The 19,582-nt window shown below is 55.3% G+C and carries 18 protein-coding genes; 9 read left to right on the forward strand and 9 right to left on the reverse strand.

The window, feature by feature from the left end; translation table 11 throughout:
- Window positions 1–51: 51 nt before the first annotated feature.
- Complete coding sequence (locus tag KI379_RS31520) at window positions 52–516, forward strand: hypothetical protein (RefSeq protein ID WP_212986011.1); 465 nt, start codon at window positions 52–54, stop codon at window positions 514–516.
- A gap of 166 nt (window positions 517–682) precedes the next feature.
- On the opposite strand, the gene KI379_RS31525 is transcribed toward KI379_RS31520, so the two are convergent.
- Entirely contained in the window at window positions 683–1,675 is a 993-nt protein-coding gene (locus tag KI379_RS31525; RefSeq protein ID WP_212986012.1) for an MraY family glycosyltransferase, read from the reverse strand.
- A 273-nt stretch (window positions 1,676–1,948) separates the two neighbouring features.
- On the opposite strand from KI379_RS31525, the gene KI379_RS31530 reads away from it, so the two are divergent.
- The 4 genes from KI379_RS31530 to pstA all read left to right on the forward strand — a co-directional run bounded on the left by KI379_RS31530 (window position 1,949) and on the right by pstA (window position 6,218).
- Window positions 1,949–3,400: a stalk domain-containing protein gene (locus KI379_RS31530; RefSeq protein WP_212986013.1), complete on the forward strand. Its 1,452-nt coding sequence runs from the start codon at window positions 1,949–1,951 to the stop codon at window positions 3,398–3,400.
- 32 nt (window positions 3,401–3,432) lie between these two features.
- A complete protein-coding gene (locus KI379_RS31535; RefSeq protein WP_076174249.1) occupies window positions 3,433–4,287 on the forward strand; it encodes a phosphate ABC transporter substrate-binding protein in 855 nt (284 codons plus the stop codon).
- 99 nt (window positions 4,288–4,386) lie between these two features.
- Complete coding sequence (gene pstC / locus KI379_RS31540) at window positions 4,387–5,340, forward strand: phosphate ABC transporter permease subunit PstC (RefSeq protein WP_373309636.1); 954 nt, start codon at window positions 4,387–4,389, stop codon at window positions 5,338–5,340.
- Window positions 5,337–6,218 (forward strand): phosphate ABC transporter permease PstA, encoded by an 882-nt coding sequence (gene pstA / locus KI379_RS31545; protein ID WP_089548403.1) that lies wholly within the window; start codon window positions 5,337–5,339, stop codon window positions 6,216–6,218. Before pstC ends, pstA begins: the two co-directional genes overlap by 4 nt.
- Before the next feature lie 486 nt (window positions 6,219–6,704).
- Here pstA and KI379_RS31550 read toward each other — a convergent pair whose 3' ends face one another.
- The 6 genes from KI379_RS31550 to KI379_RS31575 all read right to left on the reverse strand — a co-directional run bounded on the left by KI379_RS31550 (window position 6,705) and on the right by KI379_RS31575 (window position 12,750).
- Window positions 6,705–7,523 carry a sugar phosphate isomerase/epimerase family protein gene (locus KI379_RS31550; protein ID WP_076174256.1) on the reverse strand — a complete coding sequence of 273 codons (819 nt, stop codon included), beginning with the start codon at window positions 7,521–7,523 and terminating at the stop codon, window positions 6,705–6,707.
- Window positions 7,524–7,554: 31 nt separating this feature from the next.
- Window positions 7,555–8,538 (reverse strand): Gfo/Idh/MocA family protein, encoded by a 984-nt coding sequence (locus tag KI379_RS31555; RefSeq protein WP_212986014.1) that lies wholly within the window; start codon window positions 8,536–8,538, stop codon window positions 7,555–7,557.
- Entirely contained in the window at window positions 8,535–9,569 is a 1,035-nt protein-coding gene (locus tag KI379_RS31560) for a Gfo/Idh/MocA family protein (protein WP_212986015.1), read from the reverse strand. The genes KI379_RS31555 and KI379_RS31560 overlap by 4 nt, the downstream gene beginning before the upstream one ends.
- A gap of 61 nt (window positions 9,570–9,630) precedes the next feature.
- Window positions 9,631–10,464: a carbohydrate ABC transporter permease gene (locus tag KI379_RS31565; RefSeq protein ID WP_076174262.1), complete on the reverse strand. Its 834-nt coding sequence runs from the start codon at window positions 10,462–10,464 to the stop codon at window positions 9,631–9,633.
- A gap of 24 nt (window positions 10,465–10,488) precedes the next feature.
- A complete protein-coding gene (locus KI379_RS31570) occupies window positions 10,489–11,436 on the reverse strand; it encodes a carbohydrate ABC transporter permease (RefSeq protein WP_076174475.1) in 948 nt (315 codons plus the stop codon).
- Between the two features lie 54 nt (window positions 11,437–11,490).
- The gene (locus tag KI379_RS31575; RefSeq protein ID WP_076174264.1) at window positions 11,491–12,750 is read right to left on the reverse strand and encodes an ABC transporter substrate-binding protein; all 1,260 of its coding nucleotides are present in this window, start codon (window positions 12,748–12,750) and stop codon (window positions 11,491–11,493) included.
- A 424-nt stretch (window positions 12,751–13,174) separates the two neighbouring features.
- On the opposite strand from KI379_RS31575, the gene KI379_RS31580 reads away from it, so the two are divergent.
- The 4 genes from KI379_RS31580 (at window position 13,175) to KI379_RS31595 (ending at window position 17,304) form a co-directional block, all read left to right on the forward strand.
- Window positions 13,175–14,377, forward strand: a complete 1,203-nt coding sequence (locus tag KI379_RS31580; RefSeq protein WP_089550341.1) for an ROK family transcriptional regulator — start codon at window positions 13,175–13,177, stop codon at window positions 14,375–14,377.
- A gap of 163 nt (window positions 14,378–14,540) precedes the next feature.
- A complete protein-coding gene (locus KI379_RS31585) occupies window positions 14,541–15,212 on the forward strand; it encodes a phosphatase PAP2 family protein (RefSeq protein WP_084204113.1) in 672 nt (223 codons plus the stop codon).
- A 168-nt stretch (window positions 15,213–15,380) separates the two neighbouring features.
- Window positions 15,381–16,094, forward strand: coding sequence for a FadR/GntR family transcriptional regulator (locus KI379_RS31590; protein WP_076174266.1), 714 nt, complete (start codon window positions 15,381–15,383; stop codon window positions 16,092–16,094).
- Window positions 16,087–17,304: a CynX/NimT family MFS transporter gene (locus KI379_RS31595; RefSeq protein WP_212986016.1), complete on the forward strand. Its 1,218-nt coding sequence runs from the start codon at window positions 16,087–16,089 to the stop codon at window positions 17,302–17,304. Before KI379_RS31590 ends, KI379_RS31595 begins: the two co-directional genes overlap by 8 nt.
- Window positions 17,305–17,359: 55 nt before the next feature.
- On the opposite strand, the gene KI379_RS31600 is transcribed toward KI379_RS31595, so the two are convergent.
- The gene (locus tag KI379_RS31600; protein WP_116234206.1) at window positions 17,360–18,442 is read right to left on the reverse strand and encodes a glycosyltransferase family 8 protein; all 1,083 of its coding nucleotides are present in this window, start codon (window positions 18,440–18,442) and stop codon (window positions 17,360–17,362) included.
- A 79-nt stretch (window positions 18,443–18,521) separates the two neighbouring features.
- Complete coding sequence (gene galU / locus KI379_RS31605) at window positions 18,522–19,430, reverse strand: UTP--glucose-1-phosphate uridylyltransferase GalU (RefSeq protein ID WP_076174272.1); 909 nt, start codon at window positions 19,428–19,430, stop codon at window positions 18,522–18,524.
- Between the last annotated feature and the right edge of the window lie 152 nt (window positions 19,431–19,582).

The following is a 19,582-nucleotide window of genomic DNA, read 5'->3' on the forward strand; positions in this document are numbered from 1 at the left end:
GGGCTTTTTCTTTAGATATAAGCAAGTGGAGCGAGAAGGGAGAGAGACCGGATGAATCAGGATATTAAAGTATCACAGTGGACCGCAATTCTGATCGAGCAGGCGAAGCGGGCCGGACTGTCTGCGGCCGCCATCGCTGAAGCTGTCCATAAAAAGGACGCTGAGCCGTTTATCCAAGCAGGGCTCGAGGGCGAGCGTTATGCCAACCTGTTCGGCTACTCGGAGGAACACGGGGAGCCGCTGGCCCAGGCGGCAACGGAAGGCTACCGCATGACGTTTAACACGCGGAACGGGCTGAAAAACTGGCTGGTGCAGCGTTTTGGCCTGGACGAGGAAAAGGACTTTGAGGTTGGCGAGGGCGTGATTCACGGGCTGCGGCTCAGCTTGGAGCAGCTGGCTGCATTGCAAAAAGCACTGGCCGTAAATTGGGTAATTGCCGGATCCCGCGACCTTCCGGGCGGCATGGTGGAGCTGGATTTGTCCATTCGTGCCCTTCAATCCGCTTCTCAAGCCTAATTCGATCTAAATAGGGTATGCCGGTTAGCCATAATAAAAGGGGCTGTCCCATGCTGTCGTGTCATGCACGACGGTGGGCAGCCCCTTTGTCATTGAGTTTCAATCGCTCCCATCGAACGATTCCTGCTTACTTCCTTGTTAACCACGCCTAGCCGGAAGGTCCACGCTAACTGATCAACATCAGGATGATCGAGGACAATGACAGGCAGGCACTGATCAAATAGATGAACACGACCGCCTGCTTCGGGCTCAGCCCCCAGGACAGCAGCCGATAATGGAGCTGGCTTCGGTCGGCCTTGTACACCGGCTTGCCGTCACGATACCGTTTGATTACAACGTAAATGTTATCGAAGATCGGCACGCCAAGCGCCAGCACAGGCACGAGAATGGAAATGACGGTCACCTGTTTAAAGGCTCCGTCCAGGGCGATGATACCGAGCATGAACCCGATAAACGTCGCGCCTGCATCCCCCATGTAAATTTTGGCGGGCGGCTTGTTGTATCTCAAATAACCGAGCGTCACCCCGACCAGCAGCACCGCCATGATCGCGGAATGGGACTGGCCTTTGGCAATAGCAACGATAAACAGCGTCAAGGCCGAAATGGCGGCCACGCCTCCGGACAGCCCGTCCAGCCCGTCCATAAAATTAATGACCGTCGTGACGCCGAAGATCCACAGAATCGTCAGAATAAACTGCAGCCACTCCGGAAACACGACCATATGGCCGGCGAACGGAACGGTGATCCCTTCGAATGAGATCCCTGAATAATAGACGATCACCGCAGCGCCTACCTGCACGAGCGTTTTGGGCAGAGCGGCAAAATCCTTGCCTTTCGTCTTGTACCAGTCATCGATCATGCCGATACCGAGGATGAGCAGCGAGCCGGCCACAATGCCAGCCATTTCCTTGTCCCAGTGTCCGGTGAGAACGATGTAGGGAACCATGAAGCCGAGAAAGATGGCGATGCTTGCCAGATGCGGTACGGGTTCCTTATGTATTTTGCGATGGGTGGGCCGGTCGACGAAATCAACCCGGATCGCGAGCTTCCTTAAAGGAGGGATCAAAGCCAAAACGATAACAAGCGACACAATAAATCCAATTACATACACAATGGTCAGGCCTCCAATACTTAGCTTTGCAATTTGCTGTCGTTTCATTCAAAGTCTCTGGTTGGTTTTCGGTTAGGGTTAAATAGATTGAACTAAAGTTTTTATCGAAATTGTCGGTAAAGCGGCTCAATTAGGCGTTTATTTCTTTAGTTCATTTTACATAGATGTAGCATTTGTATTTTTAACTAGAATAATCGCTATTTTTGCAAAATACAACGATAAAATATTTAATATTTCCATAACATTCCAATCAACCGCTTTTTACAATTCTAGTAGAAAATAGGTCTATAGCACTTATGCTAATAGAAGAAGGGTGAGCCGATGTTGAAGAAAAATAAAATGTTTCAGGTACTGATGGCCTCTGCGGTTGTAACTTCCGTACTGGCCGGAGGAACGGCAGAAGCTGCTTCCGCTGCAAAATCATCATCTGCGGGTCAGGCTGCAAAGATGACGTCGTCAAAACTGAAAGCGGCCAAGGTGGAACTCAGCGTGAACGGCGCGAGCGTCTCCGTCAATGCGGTCCAGCTCAGCCAGGCGTACCTGGTAGCCGTGTCAGACATCGTCAAGGCTTTCGGGGCAAGCGCAAGCGCCGCCAAAGGGATCGTCACGATAAAGGATGCGACCGGTTCACGCGTCGTTCAGCTGCAGGCGGGAGCAAAGTCCTATAAGGTGAATGGAGAGGCCGCAGCCTTTACGAACGCTCCTCTGCTTCAAGATGGCAAAACCTATGTAGAGCTTCAATCGCTCGTGGAAGCACTGGGCGGGGAATGGATCGCGGGCAGCGGGCAGACGCAGCAGGTATTGACGGTTCAAAGGCCGGAAGGAAGCTATTCTTCGGTACGCTGGAACGCCCAAGGGCAAATCATTGCCAGCCGTGACGACGCGGAGTCCGCCCAAATCGTTAAACTGGACCCGGCAAGCTATGGCAGCACGGTGATCTCGACGGACGAATATGCTGCGGAATTGGCGGTGTCCCCGAACGGGCAGTGGGGAGCTTATACCGATAACGCCGGCCAGCTCTACCTGATGAACCTTGCCAGCGGGCTGTCGCAAAAACTTGGCTCCGACACTTCCGTCAAGACAGATTTGACCTGGTCGGCGGATAACAGCCGGATTTATTTCATCCAGGGCGACAAGCAGGAAAAAATATCTTACATGAATGTCGGCGACGGCAAGGTGACCGAAGTGCTGGCCGACAAAGTGGAGAACAAATCCGATGTCAGCCTGTCCGCGGACGGCAAACGATTGGTCTATATCGTCAATGTGACCGGCGTGGCCAGCAGCGATAAGGACAGCACGGAAGAATCGCTCAGCATCGACTATTCGGGCGCGGGCCAGCAGCTGTATTCCCTGGACCTCACGAATAAAGAAGCTAAACCGGTTCAGCTAACAACGGGTAAAGACAATAAATTGTATCCTGTCGCACTGGATGGCGGCAAAGCGGCGTATTTGAGCGCCGATCCGGATAGCGTCACTGCCAAGGACGTCATCAAGGTGATCGGCCCAGGCAGCAGTGTCCAGGACCTGTCAAGCATCATCGATGTGACGGTCATCGCTGCCGGGCCATCCGGGACGCTTGCTGCAGCGGGCATCGCTGCCGACGGCAGCACGAAAGTGCTGAAGATCGACAGCGGCAGCCAGGCGGAGCTTTACAGCACGTCCGGAACCGTCAGCGAGCTGGCGGTGTCTGCGGACGGCAGCCGGATCGCCCTGATCGAAGACGGCAGGATTGTAGTCATAACAGGCGGAAAGACCATTCAGCTTACCAAATAATAGCGGTTCTTAACCGAAAAGGAGAATAAACGATGAAACTGTTCAAAAAATTAACGCTGGCTGCCGTCACTTCCCTGGTAGCGGTAACCACCCTGGTCGGCTCCGCTAGCGCCGCCTCCGGCATCTCCGGCAAAATTACGATTAACGGGTCTACTGCCCTGCTTCCGCTCACGCTTCAGGCAGCCAAGGAATTTCAGAAAATCAATCCGAAAGTCAGAATTTCCGCTTCCGGCAAAGGTTCGGTAACCGGGCCGCAGGCTGTGAAGAAGGGCATTGCCGACATCGGGGCGTGCGACTGGGACGCCAGCATGGACGTACCGGGCTTCAAGGCCTTTGAAGGCCAGGTAGCGAACAAGGTGGCCGTCATTCCTTTTGCGACAGTCACCAACAAAAACGTGAAGGTGAACAACCTGACCACCGAACAGCTGAAAGGGATTTTCTCCGGCAAAATCACGAACTGGAAAGAAGTCGGCGGTGACAACGCGGACATCGTCGTCATCACGCGCGCCTTCGGCTCCGGCACCCGCGTCAACTATCAGGCCAAAGCGCTGGCTGGCGGCGACATCGTCAAAAAGGCCAAAAACTACAAGGAAGTCGGCTCCAGCGGCGACATGAAAACCGCCGTAGCCACAACGCCGAACGCCATCGGATACATCGACCTGGTGTACGTAAACAGCGACATCAAGGCGCTGAGCTATAACGGCGTGCAGCCGACGACGGATAACGTCATCAACGGCAGCTACAAAATTTGGGCATACGGATATTACATGACCAAAGGCCAGCCAACCGGCGCTACCAAAGCGTTTATCGAGTATGTTCAAAGCGCGAAATTCCAGCAGGGTTCCCTGAAAAAACTGAAATTCATTCCGATTTCCGCCATGCGTTAAGGCAAGTGGATTGAGTCAATCCAAGCCAAGCCATATTCATGATCGCGGCCAGCCCTCAAATAACGATGGGGCTGGCCGCTTTATAGGAGGAGAGCCAGTTTGAGCACCCCCGTGCAGCAGTACGTGCCCGAGGAACGTCAGGTGCTGACCCCGCCCGCGAAGCGTCGCAGGTTCAGCCGCAGCGCCAGGGTCCGTTTCACCAACCGCCTGTTTACGTATTATTTCTGGTTCAGCATATTGGCGCTGTGCCTGGTGCTGGGCCTGGTGATCTTTTTTATCGGCAAAACCGCGCTTCTGACCTTCCGCGACATCTCTTTTGCGGATTTCTTCCTTTCCTTTAACTGGACTCCGGAGGAGGAGCATTACGGTGCAGCCGCGTTTATCATCAACACCCTGTCCCTGACGGCGCTTACGCTTGCGCTGGCCGTGCCGGTATCCATCGGGCTGGCGGTGCTGATCGCCGAAATCGCGCCCCGCTGGCTGAAAAACGCCATGCGGCCGATTCTGGACCTGCTGGTCGGGGTTCCTTCCATTGTCTACGGTTACCTCGGCCTGACGGTGCTGATTCCGTTTTTGCGCCGGCTGAGCGGGGAGAATCTGGGCGACGGGCTGCTGGCGGCGGCCCTCGTGCTCGCCCTGATGGTGCTGCCGACGATTTGCCGGATCAGCGACGACGCGATTTCCGCCGTGCCGAAAAAATACCGCGAAGCTGCGTATGCCATGGGCTCCACGCGCCTGCAGGTCATGATGCGGGTTGTCCTTCCCGCCGCCGGCAGAGGCATCATTGCGGCGGTGATTATGGGAATGACCCGGGCGATCGGGGAGACGATGGCGGTGGTGATGGTCATCGGCAACACGGCGCAGCTCGCCAAGTCCCTGTTTACGCCGGCTTCAGTGCTGACCAGCAACATCGTGATGCAGATTTCCAACGTGGAGTTTGACTCCACCTGGAATTACGCGCTGCACATGATGGCCTTCCTGCTGCTCATCATCTCGTTTGTCCTGATTTTGTTTATCCGCTATTTGGGACGCAAAGGGAGGGAGCAGGCATGAGCGAATGGACGCGCACCCGCAAAATGCAAAGATCGCTTGTGTACGACCGGCTGGCAACGTACGGGTTCTACGGGCTCGGCATCCTGGTTCTGCTGCTGATCTTCTGGCTGCTGCTGACCATCCTGGGCAAAGGGCTGCCCGGGCTGAGCCTCGAGTTTTTGATGAAGCTGCCCGAGGACATGGACCCCGGCGGCGGCATCGGGCCGGTGCTGTTCAACTCGTTTTATATTTTGATTCTGTCGCTGCTTATTTCTGTTCCGATTGGGGTCGGAGCAGGGATCTACATGGCGGAGTACGCCCCGCCGAATAAATTTACAGAGGTGCTGCGGATTTGCGTCGAGAGCCTCTCCTCCGTCCCGTCGATCGTATTCGGGATGCTGGGCTTGGCCATTTTTGCCGAGTATTTTCAAATTGGCCTGACCATTCTCGGCGGAGCGGTTTCCCTGGCCTTCCTCAACCTGCCGATGCTGGCCCGGGTGACGGAGGAAGCGGTGCGCGCGGTGCAAAATGACGTAAAGAACGCATCCTATGCCCTCGGGATGACCAAATTTCAATGCATCCGGACCGTCGTTATCCCGATGGCCATGCAGGGGATAGTGACGGGCATCTGCCTCGTAGCGGGCCGGGCCTTCGGGGAATCGGCCGTCATCCTCCTGACCGCTGGGCTCAGCACCTCCGGGGAGATGTGGGACTTCAATCTGTTCTCACCGGGTGAGACGCTGGCGGTACACCTCTGGTACGTGCAGTCGGAAGCGATTGTGGAGGATGCCCGCCAGATCGCCGACAAGTCGGCCGCGGTGCTGGTCATCGTCGTCCTCCTGATGAACCTGCTGTTCCGCATTCCGCTGTGGATCAGCAACCGGCGCCTGAAGAAATAGGGCCTTCTAGAGGTTGTTCAAAAAGTCCGCTTTTGATAAGAAAACCAATCGAGGCCAATCAGGGATGAGTGACCGCGATTAAAATGTTGGTTTTCTTGCGATATCGAATTTCATCAGCTCTGCTGATAACGAATAAATTCTATATCTAGCACGAAGTAAATCGGGAAGCTGATTCGGCATCGAATCTTGAATTCAGCCGGGTCTTCCGGTGCTCACGTACCCACTACGTACGCTCTGCTCCTCAGCCCCTAGCTTCATCCAATCTTCTCGGTGCTGAAAACCGACCTTTTTGAACATGCATTTATATGTATTCATACCGAAATAAGCTTTGATCTAGGAAAAAAAGGGCTGTCTTCCGGCAGAATGACTCTGCCGGCGAGACAGCCCTTTAAGGTTGACTGATTGATCAGCTTATTCAGCGAAGCTGAATGCTTGGGATTGCTACAAGCGATTAACTTTCGGCTGAAGGTGGTCAGCATTGTGCCTTCAACGACCCGTAATAATATCCAGCTGTGCGGAAGTATCATATACCATCTGGTAAGGGTCGGAACTGTACGGAGTGAGCTCGGCCGTGACGGTATCCGTGTAGCCGATCTCGTTCAACGCCCGCCGCACTTCGTTCCAGTTGACGCTGCCCGACAGCAGCGGGACGAAGCCGTTCGGTCCGGCTGCCGGATTAAAGTCCTTCACGTGGACTTTGCGGATCCGCTCGCCCAGCGTCCGGATCCAATGCTCAGGATAGCCGAAGAGGAGGACGTTTCCGATGTCAAAATAGGCTCCGGCCCAGGGCGAATCGAGCTCGTCGATATACCGGGCCATCTCCATCGGGGAGAGCAGAAATTTGTTCCAGACGTTCTCGATGCCGATATGAACGCCGTGCTGTTCGGCCAGCGGAATGAGTTCCCGCAGTTCTTCCTGGCTGCGGCTATAACATTCCTCATAGGTGACGGAAGGCGTCACCGCCCCGGGAACGACCAGCACGGTGTCCATCCCGAGCAGGGATGCAAGCTCCAGCTGCCGGGTGACGATCTCCCGTCCGCCGGCGCGGACATCCGGATCCGCCGCGGACAGAGGGGATTTCCACAGCATGCCGGTCGACAGACTGCGCAGCTGAATGCTGTGACGGGAAGCCAGGGCCAGTACGGCCTCCGCCTCCTGGGCGGTGGTGTCCATGGTCAGCCCGGTTCCGCCGGACGGATACAGGTTCAGCTCGACGGCATCGTAACCCGCCTGCTCCGCATGAAGAAATATCGTCTCGAGCGGGGTTCCCTCCGGAAATCCCCATTGATTTATCGACTTCAGCATCGCTTCATACACCCCTTTGTCAGGTTTAGGTTCAGAGCTCTGCAGGCGAAACGGCGGCCAATCGCTCCGCTGAGCGGTATGCAGCCAGGGCCACTTCGAGCGCCTTGAGCCCGTCGACGCCTGTCACGTTCGCCTCGGTCTTGCCTTCCGCGATCGAGGCTACAAAATCCCGGACCAGGCCGTAGTCCATATCGTCGCCCCAGAAATGGTGCCGGTAACCGTGCTCCTCGCTGAATACGTTCAGCTTCTGTCCGAAGGCGTCGATCGTCAGGGTGCCGGCCGTCCCGACGATTTCCAGCGTCACGTCGCCCCAGGTCGGGAAGGAAGGATTCCTGGACCAGCTGCAGTCCAGCGTGGCAAAGACGCCGTTGTCAAATTCGATCGACAGAATTCCGCAGTCATCGATGGGGGCAGCGGACATGAGCTGCCCGATTTCCGCGTACACCTCTTTGACCTCCGCGCCGGTGAACCAGCGCATAATATCGGCGACATGAACGGTGTGGTCAATGACCGCTCCGCCGCCGGACAGGGCGGGGTCGACAAACCATCCGCCCGGATTTTGCCCGCGGTTGGTCCCCTTCATGGCGAGGATCCGGCCGAGCTTGCCTTCATCGATCATTTGCTTGGCCCGGATGACGGACCGATTGTAGCGGACCGGGAAGGCCGTCTGCAGCATGACGCCGGCGGCTTTGCAGGCTTCGATCATGTCCCGGGCGTCCGCGGCATTGGTCGATATGGGCTTTTCGCACAGCACATGAACTCCCGCCTTGGCGGCCGCAAGGACATGCTCCTTATGGTTTGCGTTCTCCGACGTAACGATGATCCCGCTGAGGCCTTGCGACAGAAGCTCCGCATAATCGCCGTAATAGCTGGTGCCAAGGATGCCGGCGAACTTTTGGCCCCGCTGCTCATCGGGATCGTAAATGCCGGCGAGCTCCACTCCTTCCAATTGGATCAGCGCTTTCGCATAACTGTAAGCGTGCATATGAGCAAAACTGGCGATGCCGATTTTCATGAACCGATCACTCCTTTGCTGCTCGGGTCGGCTGAACCGGTCCCCAGATGAACCGGCCGCCCGGTCTCCATCGATTTCAGTGCCGAGAGCGCAATCTGAAGCGCCTTATAGGCGTCTTCCGCGGTTACGATCGGCTCTTCATCCTGCTCGATGCAATTCAGGAAATGGCGAAGCTCCTGGAAATACGGGTTTTCCTCGACCGGGCTTTCCGGAACGGGGACGCCGCCGCCTCCGCCTGCATGACCGCCGCGCTGAAAAGACAGCAGCGGCTGATCCCGGGCGCTGTCATAGCCGATGATCCCCTGCGTGCCGGCCATCTCCAGGTTCATGGAGAAGCCTTCATGCGACCAGGTTCCCTCGACGTGGGCGATGGCGCCGCTTTGAAAGCGGAGGGTCACGAGCGAATAGTCCAGCTGGGCGTGAACTCTCCCATGGAGCCCCTTGGCATACACACGTTCCACTTCGCCGAAGCACCAGCGAAGAAAATCGAAATCGTGGATCATGGCGTCCAGCGTAATGCCGCCGCTGGCGCCGAAATCGCTGTACCAATGCTGCCAGCCGATCGGATACCCTCCACCGCGGCCCGCGCGGATGACGGCCGGCTTGCCGATGACGCCATCATCCAGCAGCTGCTTGGCATGCGCATATTCGTGGAAGAAGCGGAGAACATGCCCGACAAACAGCCGGACGCCATGCGAACGGCAGTGGTCGATCATTTCCCTGGCGTCGGCCAGACTTCGCGCCAGCGGTTTCTCGCAGATGACGTGCTTGCCGTCGTCGGCCGCTTGAAGAACAAACTTCTTGTGGAGCGGCGTCGGCAGGCAAACATCGACGACATCGACGCGGTCAAGCGCTTCCATCGCCTCCGCGTAGGAAGTGAACGAGGAAGTGCCGCATGCCTCGGCAACCCGCGCTCCCTTGCCGGCGTCGGTGTCGACGATACCGGCCAAGTGCGCATTCGGCATATCGGCATAGGCTGCGGCATGGGTGCTCCCCATCGCCCCTGCGCCTATAACGAGTACGTGAATCATAACGGTTTTCAGCTCCTTTTATGATGGACCGGTTACACTTGTAAAAGGTCTATTCGTTTCCTTATCCTTTGATGCCATTCATAGCAATTCCTTCTATAAAATAGCGCTGCAGGAAAATGAACAGGATGATGATCGGCAGCGTAGCCATTACGGCACCCGCCATCAGCAGCGGATAATCGGTCGAATGCTGCCCCTGGAAGGAGGAGATGCCGATCGACAGCACGCGCATATCCTCCGAGCTGGTCATGATGAGCGGCCACAGCAGGTCGTTCCATGCCGCCAGAATCGTAAAAATGGCCAAAGAGACGAGAGCGGATTTGGACAGCGGCAGGTAGATGTTCCAATAAATCCGGAAATAGCTGCAGCCGTCGATTTTGGCCGCCTCCTCCAGATCCTTCGGCAGCGTCATGAAAAATTGCCTCAGCAAAAAGGTGCCGAATGCGCTGAAGATGCCGGGGATAATCAGGACATAGAAGGTATCCAGCCAGTTCAGCTGCCGCATGATGACAAAGCTCGGGATCATGACGACCTGGGATGGCACCATGAGCACGGCCAGCAGGGCGAGAAAAATGACGTTTTTCCCCGGGAATTTCAGGCAGGCGAAGGAGTATGCGGCCAGGGAACACAGCAGCAGCTGTCCGGCTGTCCGGCCTAGCGTCACCAGAATCGTATTGAGGTAGTAAGTGCCGAAATCGATGGTGGTCAGCACCTTGGCGTAATTTTCAAAATGCCATTCCGACGGCAGCAGCGTAGGGGGCACCTTCATGGAGTCCGCAAAGGACTTAAACGATGTGGACAGCATCCAGACAAAAGGGGTCACCATCAGGACGGCTCCCGCGATCAGCAGAATATGAACGGCCAGCCGTCTTCCGCGGTCGGAAGTTCGGGTTATCATGACAGCCTCTCCTCCTCATGAAGGTTATTGATAATGAACCCAGCGTTTTTGGAAATACATCTGAAACGCGGTGATGATCAGGATGACGATAAACAGGATGAACGCCTCCGCCGAAGCGTAGCCCATGTTGAAGTACTTGAAGCCGTCCTCCCAAATGCTGTACACGACGGTGCGCGTGGAATCGAGCAGGGAGGTTTGCTGTCCCATCATGATGAAGACGAGGTCGAATACCTGGAAAGAGTTGATGAAGGACATGACGAGCACGAAAAACAAGCTCGGCGTCAGCAGCGGCAGCGTTATCCGGAAAAAGCGGTAGACCGTGCCGGCGCCGTCCAGCGACGCTGCTTCGTAATAGCTCGACGGAATTCCCTGCAGCCCCGACAGCAGGATGACGGCGTTGTAACCGACGCTGGTCCAGACGCTGACAATGACGATCGACATGAGCGCAAACTTTTCGTCGAACAGCCAGTTCGGCTGGGGCAGATGCATCGCCCCGAGCACGTAATTGATCAGGCCGAACTCGGAGTTATACAGCCATTTCCACACCATGCCGACCGCGATCGGCATGGTGATGACCGGGATGAAATAGAACGTGCGGTACACGACCATCCCTTTGATATGCTGATTGAGCAGCACGGCGAGCAGCGTGGCAAAGACGATGGACAGCGGGACGGTCGCAACGGTATAGAGCAGCGTATTCAGGAGGGAATGCGTAAACTTCTCGTCCTGCATCAGCTGGGTAAAATTGTCGATCCCGTTGAACGCCGGAGCGGACATGCCGTCCCAGTTCGTAAAGGACAGAATCAGGGAAGCGGCGGAAGGCACCATATAAAAGAGGGCCAGACCCAGTGCGACGGGGAGGATAAATACGTACCCCCAGACCGCCTCCTGGATGGCCAGCTTGGAAGTTTTCCGCTTCCGGGCTGCAGGCAGGTTCGGGTCTTTCGACTTGACGGCCAGCGGCGTATTCACCGGCAGCACCATCCTTTCTCTCGAAGTTAAGTGGATACAAGCGTAGACTCTTCTTTAATCCTTCTTCTCTTCCGCGAGAATCTCGTTCATTTTATCGGCTATCGTTTTCAGTGCTTCCTCAAACGACTTTTTCCCGAGGTAGGCGTCCTGAAGCTCCTTGGTCTCCACGTCCTGCCACTCGGCCGTCCGCTCGGACACCGGATACGGCACAGCAAAGTCCAGACTATCTACGAATACCTTCAGGTCAAGGGAAGGGATCGACTTCAGCCAGCCTTCCTCCGTTCCTTTATAAGCGGGAATGCTGAAGCCCGATTCGGCCAGGTACTGCTCGCCTTCTTTGCCGGAAAGCACCTGGATCAGATCCCATGCTTCCTGCTGATGCTTCGTTTTTTCGTTCATCGCCCAGCTCAGGCCGTGAACGATCGTCGCTTTCTGCTTGCCTGCGGGCAGCGGGGCAACCCCTAGCTTGTCTCCCAGCAATTTGTACAGCTCGGGCGCGCTGACGGAAATGGCGGGGAACATGGCGGCTTTGCCGGATCCGAACAGCTGGAGCGGCTTGGTCTCAAGCTGCTGCTGGGCGTTCGGGGAATAGCCCTGGTCCATCAGCTTTTTCTCCCATTGAAAAGCGGACAGCGCTTCGGGCGAATCGAAGCCGGATTTCGTTTTATCTTCGGAGATGATGTAGCCGCCGGCCTGGTGGATCAGATCGTAATATCCGGACTGGCTGTCAATCAAAGCGGTGTAGCCGTACACACCGTTCTGCTTGTCCGTCAGCTTGGCGGCATTCTGCTCGATCGTATCCCAGGTCCAGCTGCCGTCCGGGTAAGACACGCCGGCTTTGTCGAAAAGTTCTTTATTGTAGTAGAGTCCAACCGCATCGAGGAAATAAGGAAGTCCATAAAGATGATCGTTGTAGGTGTACAGATTGACGAGGGCGTCAGTGTAAACGGAGGTATCGAGCTTGCTTTCATCAATAAGCGGCTGCAGATCCTTGATCCAGCCTTTGGAGGCATAAGCGTAGAAGTTGGGGCCGTTCATCCAGAAGACATCGGGCCCACTATTGCCGGCGAGACTTGTTTTCAATTTGGTCCAGTAGTCGGCCCAAGGGGTGTAAGTTACTTTGACTTCCACGTCGGGGTGGTTTTTCTTGTACAGCTCAATCGATTTGTTGACGGTGTCCTTCACGTTCTCATCCCATAGAGCCACGTTGATTACTTTTTTGCCGCCGGCTTCTCCGGAAGAGCCGCCGCAGCCCGTCATTACAGCAGTGAACAGAAACAGGAACACGAGGATGATCGACATTTTTCTAGCCATTCCAATAACCTCCTCTAAATATGGTTCTTGCACTCATTCTTGATCTGCCGCAGTTCCAATGATGTACGAATTCTCCCCCCTTATCTTGCGAAAATCCATCGCCATACTTATTCCAATAATCAAAATAAGTAGATGCCAACTGACCATTCAATGTGAGGTATCAGGAAAAGAATGGCATCTATTTGCGTAAGATTATATATTTGGTGATTCTTATTTTCAATAGTTTGATAAATATTTGCATAAAAACTTTTGGAAGGCAGGAAAACGAAGATTTCAAGTGGAAAGTATCGGTTTCCGCATATTTTGGTTATTGGAATATGTTACATGGAATGGAGCATTGGGAACTATATTTTACTGCAAATATGGAATAAGATGGAATATATTGATGCATTTTGCCGAAGAAAGGGGAAGATGGTTGAAAACGATGAGAAAAGGCGATTGGAAACTGATTCAGGAGCTGAACCGGTCGATCATTTTAAATAAAATCCGTCTGGACGGCCCGATCTCCCGGATCGAGCTGGCCAAAGGAAACCGGATTAGCCCCTCCACCGTGGCTGCGGCGGTTCAGGAGCTGATCCGGGAAGGCTATGTGACTGAAATCGGCAGAGGAGAGTCCAGCGGCGGGCGCAAGCCCATTTTGCTGCGATTTGCGCCGGATAACCATTTTTTGTTTGCCGCATCGATCTCAAACACGGTCATCGAGGTTGCCCAATTAAACCTGGAGGCGAACATCCTGCGCAAAGAATCCGCCCCTGTCGGAACGCGGCAGGGAGAAGGCGTCATCGAGCTGATGCTCGGCATGATCGACCGCTTCGTCACCGAAACCGGCAGCCTGGACGCTTGCATCGGCATAGCCGTCACGACACCGGGCGTGGTTAATGTTGAGCAGGGGGTCGTCTACTATAATTCCAAGCTCCGCCTGAATGACGTTCCGGTCAAGCAACTCGTGGAAAGCCGCTATGGGATTAAAACCTGGGTCGAGAACGATACCAACTCGCTCGTGCTTGCGGAACGGCGGTTCGGGAGCTACAGCTCTTTTGCCAATCTGATCTATATTATGGTCGGCAATGGGATTGGGGCGGGCATCCTTGTCAACGACATGATCCTCCGGGGAAAGCTGGGGGGAGCGGGCGAATTCGGCCATACGAGCGTCAACCGGAGCGGAATCCGCTGCGAATGCGGAAACGTCGGCTGCCTGGAGAACTCGGTAAGCTGGCCTGCCGTGCACTCCCGAATGATGGCGGCGATGGCCTCGGGCCGGCAGACGCTTATCCACGATTTAACAGGCGGCGACTTCAGCCGGATCGAGCCTGCGGTGTATAAAGAGGCACTGTCCAGAGAGGATCGGCTGGCCATGGACATCACCGAGGAGATCGCCGAGCATCTGGGCGCAGGCATCGTCAACCTGGTGAACCTGTTTAATCCGGGAGCGATCGTGTTAGGCGGGAACGTGGCTCAGGACAATCCTATTCTGCTCCATAAGGTTGAGGAGCATATTTCAAGGTATGCCATGCGTATTTTGAAGGACGATTTGGTTGTTGGGCAGTCTTCGCTTGGCGATGACGGCAAATTAATCGGTGCGGCCGCTGTCGTACTGCAGGATCTGTTTCAGTTTTCGTTAACATAGCCGTCATCCTTCGGTGAGGAGACTGTGGGGAAATGAAAAAGAAACTGGAAAAGGCTTCATACATAAATATGGTTGATGGAAACCGGTTCTAGCAGTACAATAAGGCAGCGGTTCTCGAAGGAATCCCTTAACATCTTTTGCAACCGGCAGAGAAAGGTTTGATATGGTGACGAAGGTAAATGCAATGATGCAGAGGCTGCGTCCTCTCGCCCCATTAGTACTGATGCTCGTTTTTCCCGTTCTGGGGTCGATTTACCAGCTGGTGAACCACCCGAATGACCGCGTGTATTCCCTTGTCACGCAAGCGGATCTGGCTATTCCATTTATAAAATATTTTGCGCTCCCTTACGGCGTATGGATCTTCTATATCTATGCCTGCCTGGTCTACCTTTTCTTTAAGGACCGGAATTTGTATTATCGGGGCATTATACTGTACACGGTATGCGCAATGACATGCTACGGCATTTATCTTGTGTTTCAAACGACGGTGCCAAGGCCGGTCGTGACCGGCAGCGATCCGTTCAGTGAGCTTGTCCGATTTATTTATAAACGGGATCAGCCCTACAACTGTTTTCCGAGCATTCACTGCTTCTCGAGTTACATGGTTATGAGACTCTTTCTGACAAGCAAGTCCCGGAGCCGCGTGATCATGATTCTCGTCAGCACGATGTCGATTCTCATCATCGCTTCGACACAGTTCGTGAAACAGCATGTCCTCTGGGACGCTGTTGCGGCGATTGCGATGGTTGAAATCTACCACTTCGTGATCTATGTCCTGCCCGGGGCACACCGCAGCCGGGAGAAAGTACGGCAGCAGAAGGAACTTCAAGCATAAGGCAGCATGCTCTAACAGAGCCCGGCTGCACCAGATCGGCAGCCTTCCGAGTGAAGGCTGCCGTTGCTGCGTTTCAGGGCCGAAGATGGTGCAAAAACGAAAAAAATGTGCAGGAAACCGAAGTTCATGCTACAATGAACCAAACATCCTATGTTTGGAGGTATTCAAATGAACTTGCAGCGTCCAACGCGTTCAACGCTTGTCGAGCAGGTCGCATCCCAGCTGGAGAAGCTGATTGAAGAAGGGCAGTGGCCCGTTGGGGAACGCATTCCTCCGGAACCGGAGCTGGTGGAGAAGCTGGGCGTCAGCCGAAACACGATCCGTGAAGCGATCCGTGCCCTGATTCATGCGGGACTGCTCCGCACACGGCAGGGGGACGGGACATACGTCGTCGCGTCGAGCAGCCTCGGTCCCGTCCTTCAGCGGCGGATGGAGCGCTCCAAGCTGAGCGAGACGCTGGAGGTTCGCGCTGCGCTGGAGCAGGAGGCCGCCCGGCTCGCCGCCCAGCGGAGCACGGCGGATGATATCAAGCAGATCCGGCTTACGCTTGCGGCCTGCAGCGCCGCAGAACAGTCCGGAGATATAGAAGCTTACCTCATCGCCGATTTGGCCTTTCACAAGCAGGTGATCGCCGCTGCGTATAACCGGCTGCTCAGCGAATTGTATGACAGCATTAGCGAATCCGTGACGAGTTCCCTCTCGCTGGGCAGCCTGAGCTGGGATCTGGTGCTTGTGCACGGCCGGCTCAATGAGCGTCTGCTTGAAGCCATCATCCGCCGGGACGCGGCGGAGGCGGGTGAAATTGTCCGGTCTTATATCCAGGCATCCCAAGATGCCTTGCTTGATTTGTCTGAAGGAGGAAATACAGAACATCATGAATAAAACATACGAAATATCTACGCAGCCGGCGGAGAATCCCCAGGTTTCCACAGGGATGAAGGCGCTGCTGCTGGTTCTTGGAATTATCCTGATCGCGACGACGCTGCGGGCGCCGATCACTTCGGTGGGGCCGCTCATTGAAACGATCCGGCTCGATACGGGAATGTCGCATACCCTTGCGGGGCTGCTGACGACGTTCCCGCTGCTAGCCTTTGCCGTCGTCTCCCCGATTGCTCCGAAGCTGGCCCGGAGATGGGGCATGGAGAAGACGCTGTTTAGCGGCGTGGCCGCTGTAACGCTGGGCATTGCCCTGCGGTTCGTTCCTTCGGTCGCCGCTTTATTTGCCGGCACGATTCTGCTCGGCCTCGGCATCGCGGTCAGCAATGTGCTGCTGCCGAGCCTGATTAAGCGGGATTTTCCGCTGCGGGTGGGTGTCATGACGGGAATCTATTCCGTTTCGATGAACATCTTTGCGGCTATCGCCTCCGGCGTCAGCCTCCCGGTGTCGAATCATCTCGCTTCCGGCTGGCGGGGATCCCTGCTCATCTGGGGAATCCTGTCGTTGATCGCCCTCATCGTCTGGCTGCCGCAGCTCCGGTACCGGCATCGGACCGGCGGGGTGCGGATTTCGTCGAAAAGCAGCATCTGGCGCTCGAAACTGGCGTGGCAGGTCACGATTGTTATGGGTTTGCAATCCTTCGTATTTTACTCGGTCGTGTCCTGGCTGCCTGAAATTTTGACCGATCGGGGCATGAGCGGATCGACGGCAGGCTGGATGCTGTCGCTGATGCAGTTTTTCAGCGTGCCGGTCACGTTCTTCGTGCCGATTCTGGCGGGACGCTTTCAGAATCAGCGCGGCCTGGTCGTCGGGACGTTCCTCTGCTTTGTTCTGGGCTTTGTACTGCTGCTTAGCGGATGGAATGCGATTGTTCCGGTCGCGGTCGTATTGGTCGGAATCGGCACCGGTGCGGCCTTCGGCCTCGTAACGATGTTCTTCATGCTCCGCACCCGCCGGACCGAACAGGCTGCGGAATTGTCCGGTATGGCCCAGTCGGTCGGGTACCTGCTGGCCGCTGTCGGACCTCTGCTGATTGGACTTGTCCATGACCTGAGCGGCAGCTGGACGACCGCGACCTCGGTCCTGCTGATCGTGGCGATCGTCTATATGCTGGCCGGATGGGGCGCTGGAAACAACACTTACATTGAAGAATAAAGCACAACCTCCGCCGGAAGGGCGGAGGTTGTTTGCATTTTTCTTGAGACGGCCGTTACAAATAGATGCCGCTGCTGAAGCCCTGAATGTACATGGCATGCTTTCTGCGGGAGCTGCGGCGCATCGTAAGGATGCGGGACTTGCTGCCGCTGCCGGTTGCAGATTTGTGCCGGGAGTACCTGGAGTGTCGGGAGGCTTTTCTCCGCTTCCTCATGACGACCCTTTCACTCTGTTCCCTTTCGCTTCGGTGGCGGGAGGATGGTTTTCTAGGCGAGTGTTTGCGGGTTTTGCGTTTCATAAGCAGATGCCGGGCTTTTCTGTCCGTGCTTCTTTTGATGGGCGCCGGGAGTACCGGCTCCTTGCTCCATGGCGTTAATCTCAGATTATCCTGATAGAGGACATATCCTGGGGAAAGCGGGTCCCAGCACTTCATGTCACCGGCAAAGTGAACGATTTTCTGCTGGAGGTCCATTTCTGCACCCGGGACGTAAAACCAGTTGAACCGTTGGTCCAGCAGCAGGCAGTTTCCCCCGAATACATGGTTCAGGCAGTCCTGATCCGGCATCGAGGTGCCGGGAAAGGCGCGGAAAAAGTTCAGCATTTCTTCAAACCACGTCACGTGCTGCCGAATGGCATTGAGGTCAAATAAAAGGACCCCGGAGTTAAAATAGGTTTCGGGGTTTAAACCCTGGACGGCCACAACTTCTGCGATGCCGTGGATGCCTTGGTCGTGGATAGCCCCAAGGTAGCCCCCGTTCAGGTTGATCTCCCACAGCTCGGTGATGTCCATATTGACCATCACGTCGCAGTCGAGATAGATTACCCGTTCAGCAGGTACCACGGCTGGCAGCAGCAGCCGATAAAGACTGCCCCATGTCCATCGGTCGATGGAGCCGGTTCCCGAGAGAACGTCCATCATCTCGACCGGCAGGGTCACAGGATAGAAGTGGATCGGATGCTTGAAATCCGCCGCCAGCTGGGCGAGCTTGTTCCTGTTTTCTTCCAGGAGCGAATCGTCATGGAGGATGTGAACCTGAAGCTCGGAGGAAGTATTACGGAACACCGAAGCCAACGCGGCGGCAGCGTGCTCGGAATAGCTTCCGTCCTTATCCGTAAAAGCTAAAGCCAATTCAATCATTTGCAGGGACACCTCTCTTTAGAATTGGTTTTCCGTTACATACCTGCATCACGAGAAGGCAGGCGGATGAAGCATGGGCTTACGGCGCAGGGTCACCGGAACCGGAATCCGGTGATTGCGGGTCCTCTTTTAACAGCTCGCTCATTTCTTCCTGCAGGTGCTGCTTCAGCTGCGCTCTTTGCTTCGTCAGTGCCAAAATGGCCTTCACATAACCCAGCGGATCACCGACGTCATGCCAGCGGCCTTTAATCTCGCAGGTATAAATCGCTTCTTTGACAAGTAATTGATTCAATGCGTCCGTCAGCTGGATTTCGCCGCCGACTCCCGGGGATTGGTTTTCCAGGATATCGAAAATGGATGCAGTCAAAATGTAACGGCCTACCATGGCCAGCCTCGAAGGAGAGGCATCGACCGCGGGTTTTTCCACCAACCGGTTCACATACGCAAACGAATCGACCAGCGGTTTGGCGTCGACGATGCCGTAGCTCGATACCTTGTCAGCCGCCACGCTCTGCACGCCTACGATGGACGTCTGCAGCCGGTCATACCCATCCATAAGCTGTTTTAGCGACGGCGGATCAGCGTCAAAAAACGTGTCTCCAAGCAGGACGGCAAAGGGCTCGTTTCCGATAAACTTGCGCCCTACCCCGATGGCGTGCCCCAGACCTTTACGCTCTGATTGGCGGATATAGTGGATATCGACAATGCCGGTAAATTCCCGGATTTTGCGGAGTTCCTCGAACTTGCCTTTTTGCTCCAAATAATATTCGAGCTCCAGCGCCGAGTCGAAGTGATCCTCGATCACCTTTTTGCCTTTGCCGGTCACGATCAAAATTTCCTCAATCCCGGAAGCCGCGGCTTCTTCGATAATAAACTGGATGGTGGGCTTATCGATAATCGGCAGCATCTCTTTGGGCATTGCTTTGGTGGCGGGAAGAAACCGCGTTCCGTAACCGGCTGCCGGAATGATCGCTTTACGAATCTTCAAGCGGTCCTCCTCCTTTGCTGATAGCAATTTCGCATACTGTCATCTTATGCCGGAGAGAGCTGCGGATCGTGGACATTTATCCAGTGCGGCAAAATTAATGGACGGCCGGTTTTTTGCAGGCAGAAGTAAGACTCCAAAAAAAATTTATCCGT

The sequence above is a fragment of the Paenibacillus cineris genome (assembly GCF_018333335.1).
Classification (GTDB): domain Bacteria; phylum Bacillota; class Bacilli; order Paenibacillales; family Paenibacillaceae; genus Paenibacillus_AQ; species Paenibacillus_AQ favisporus.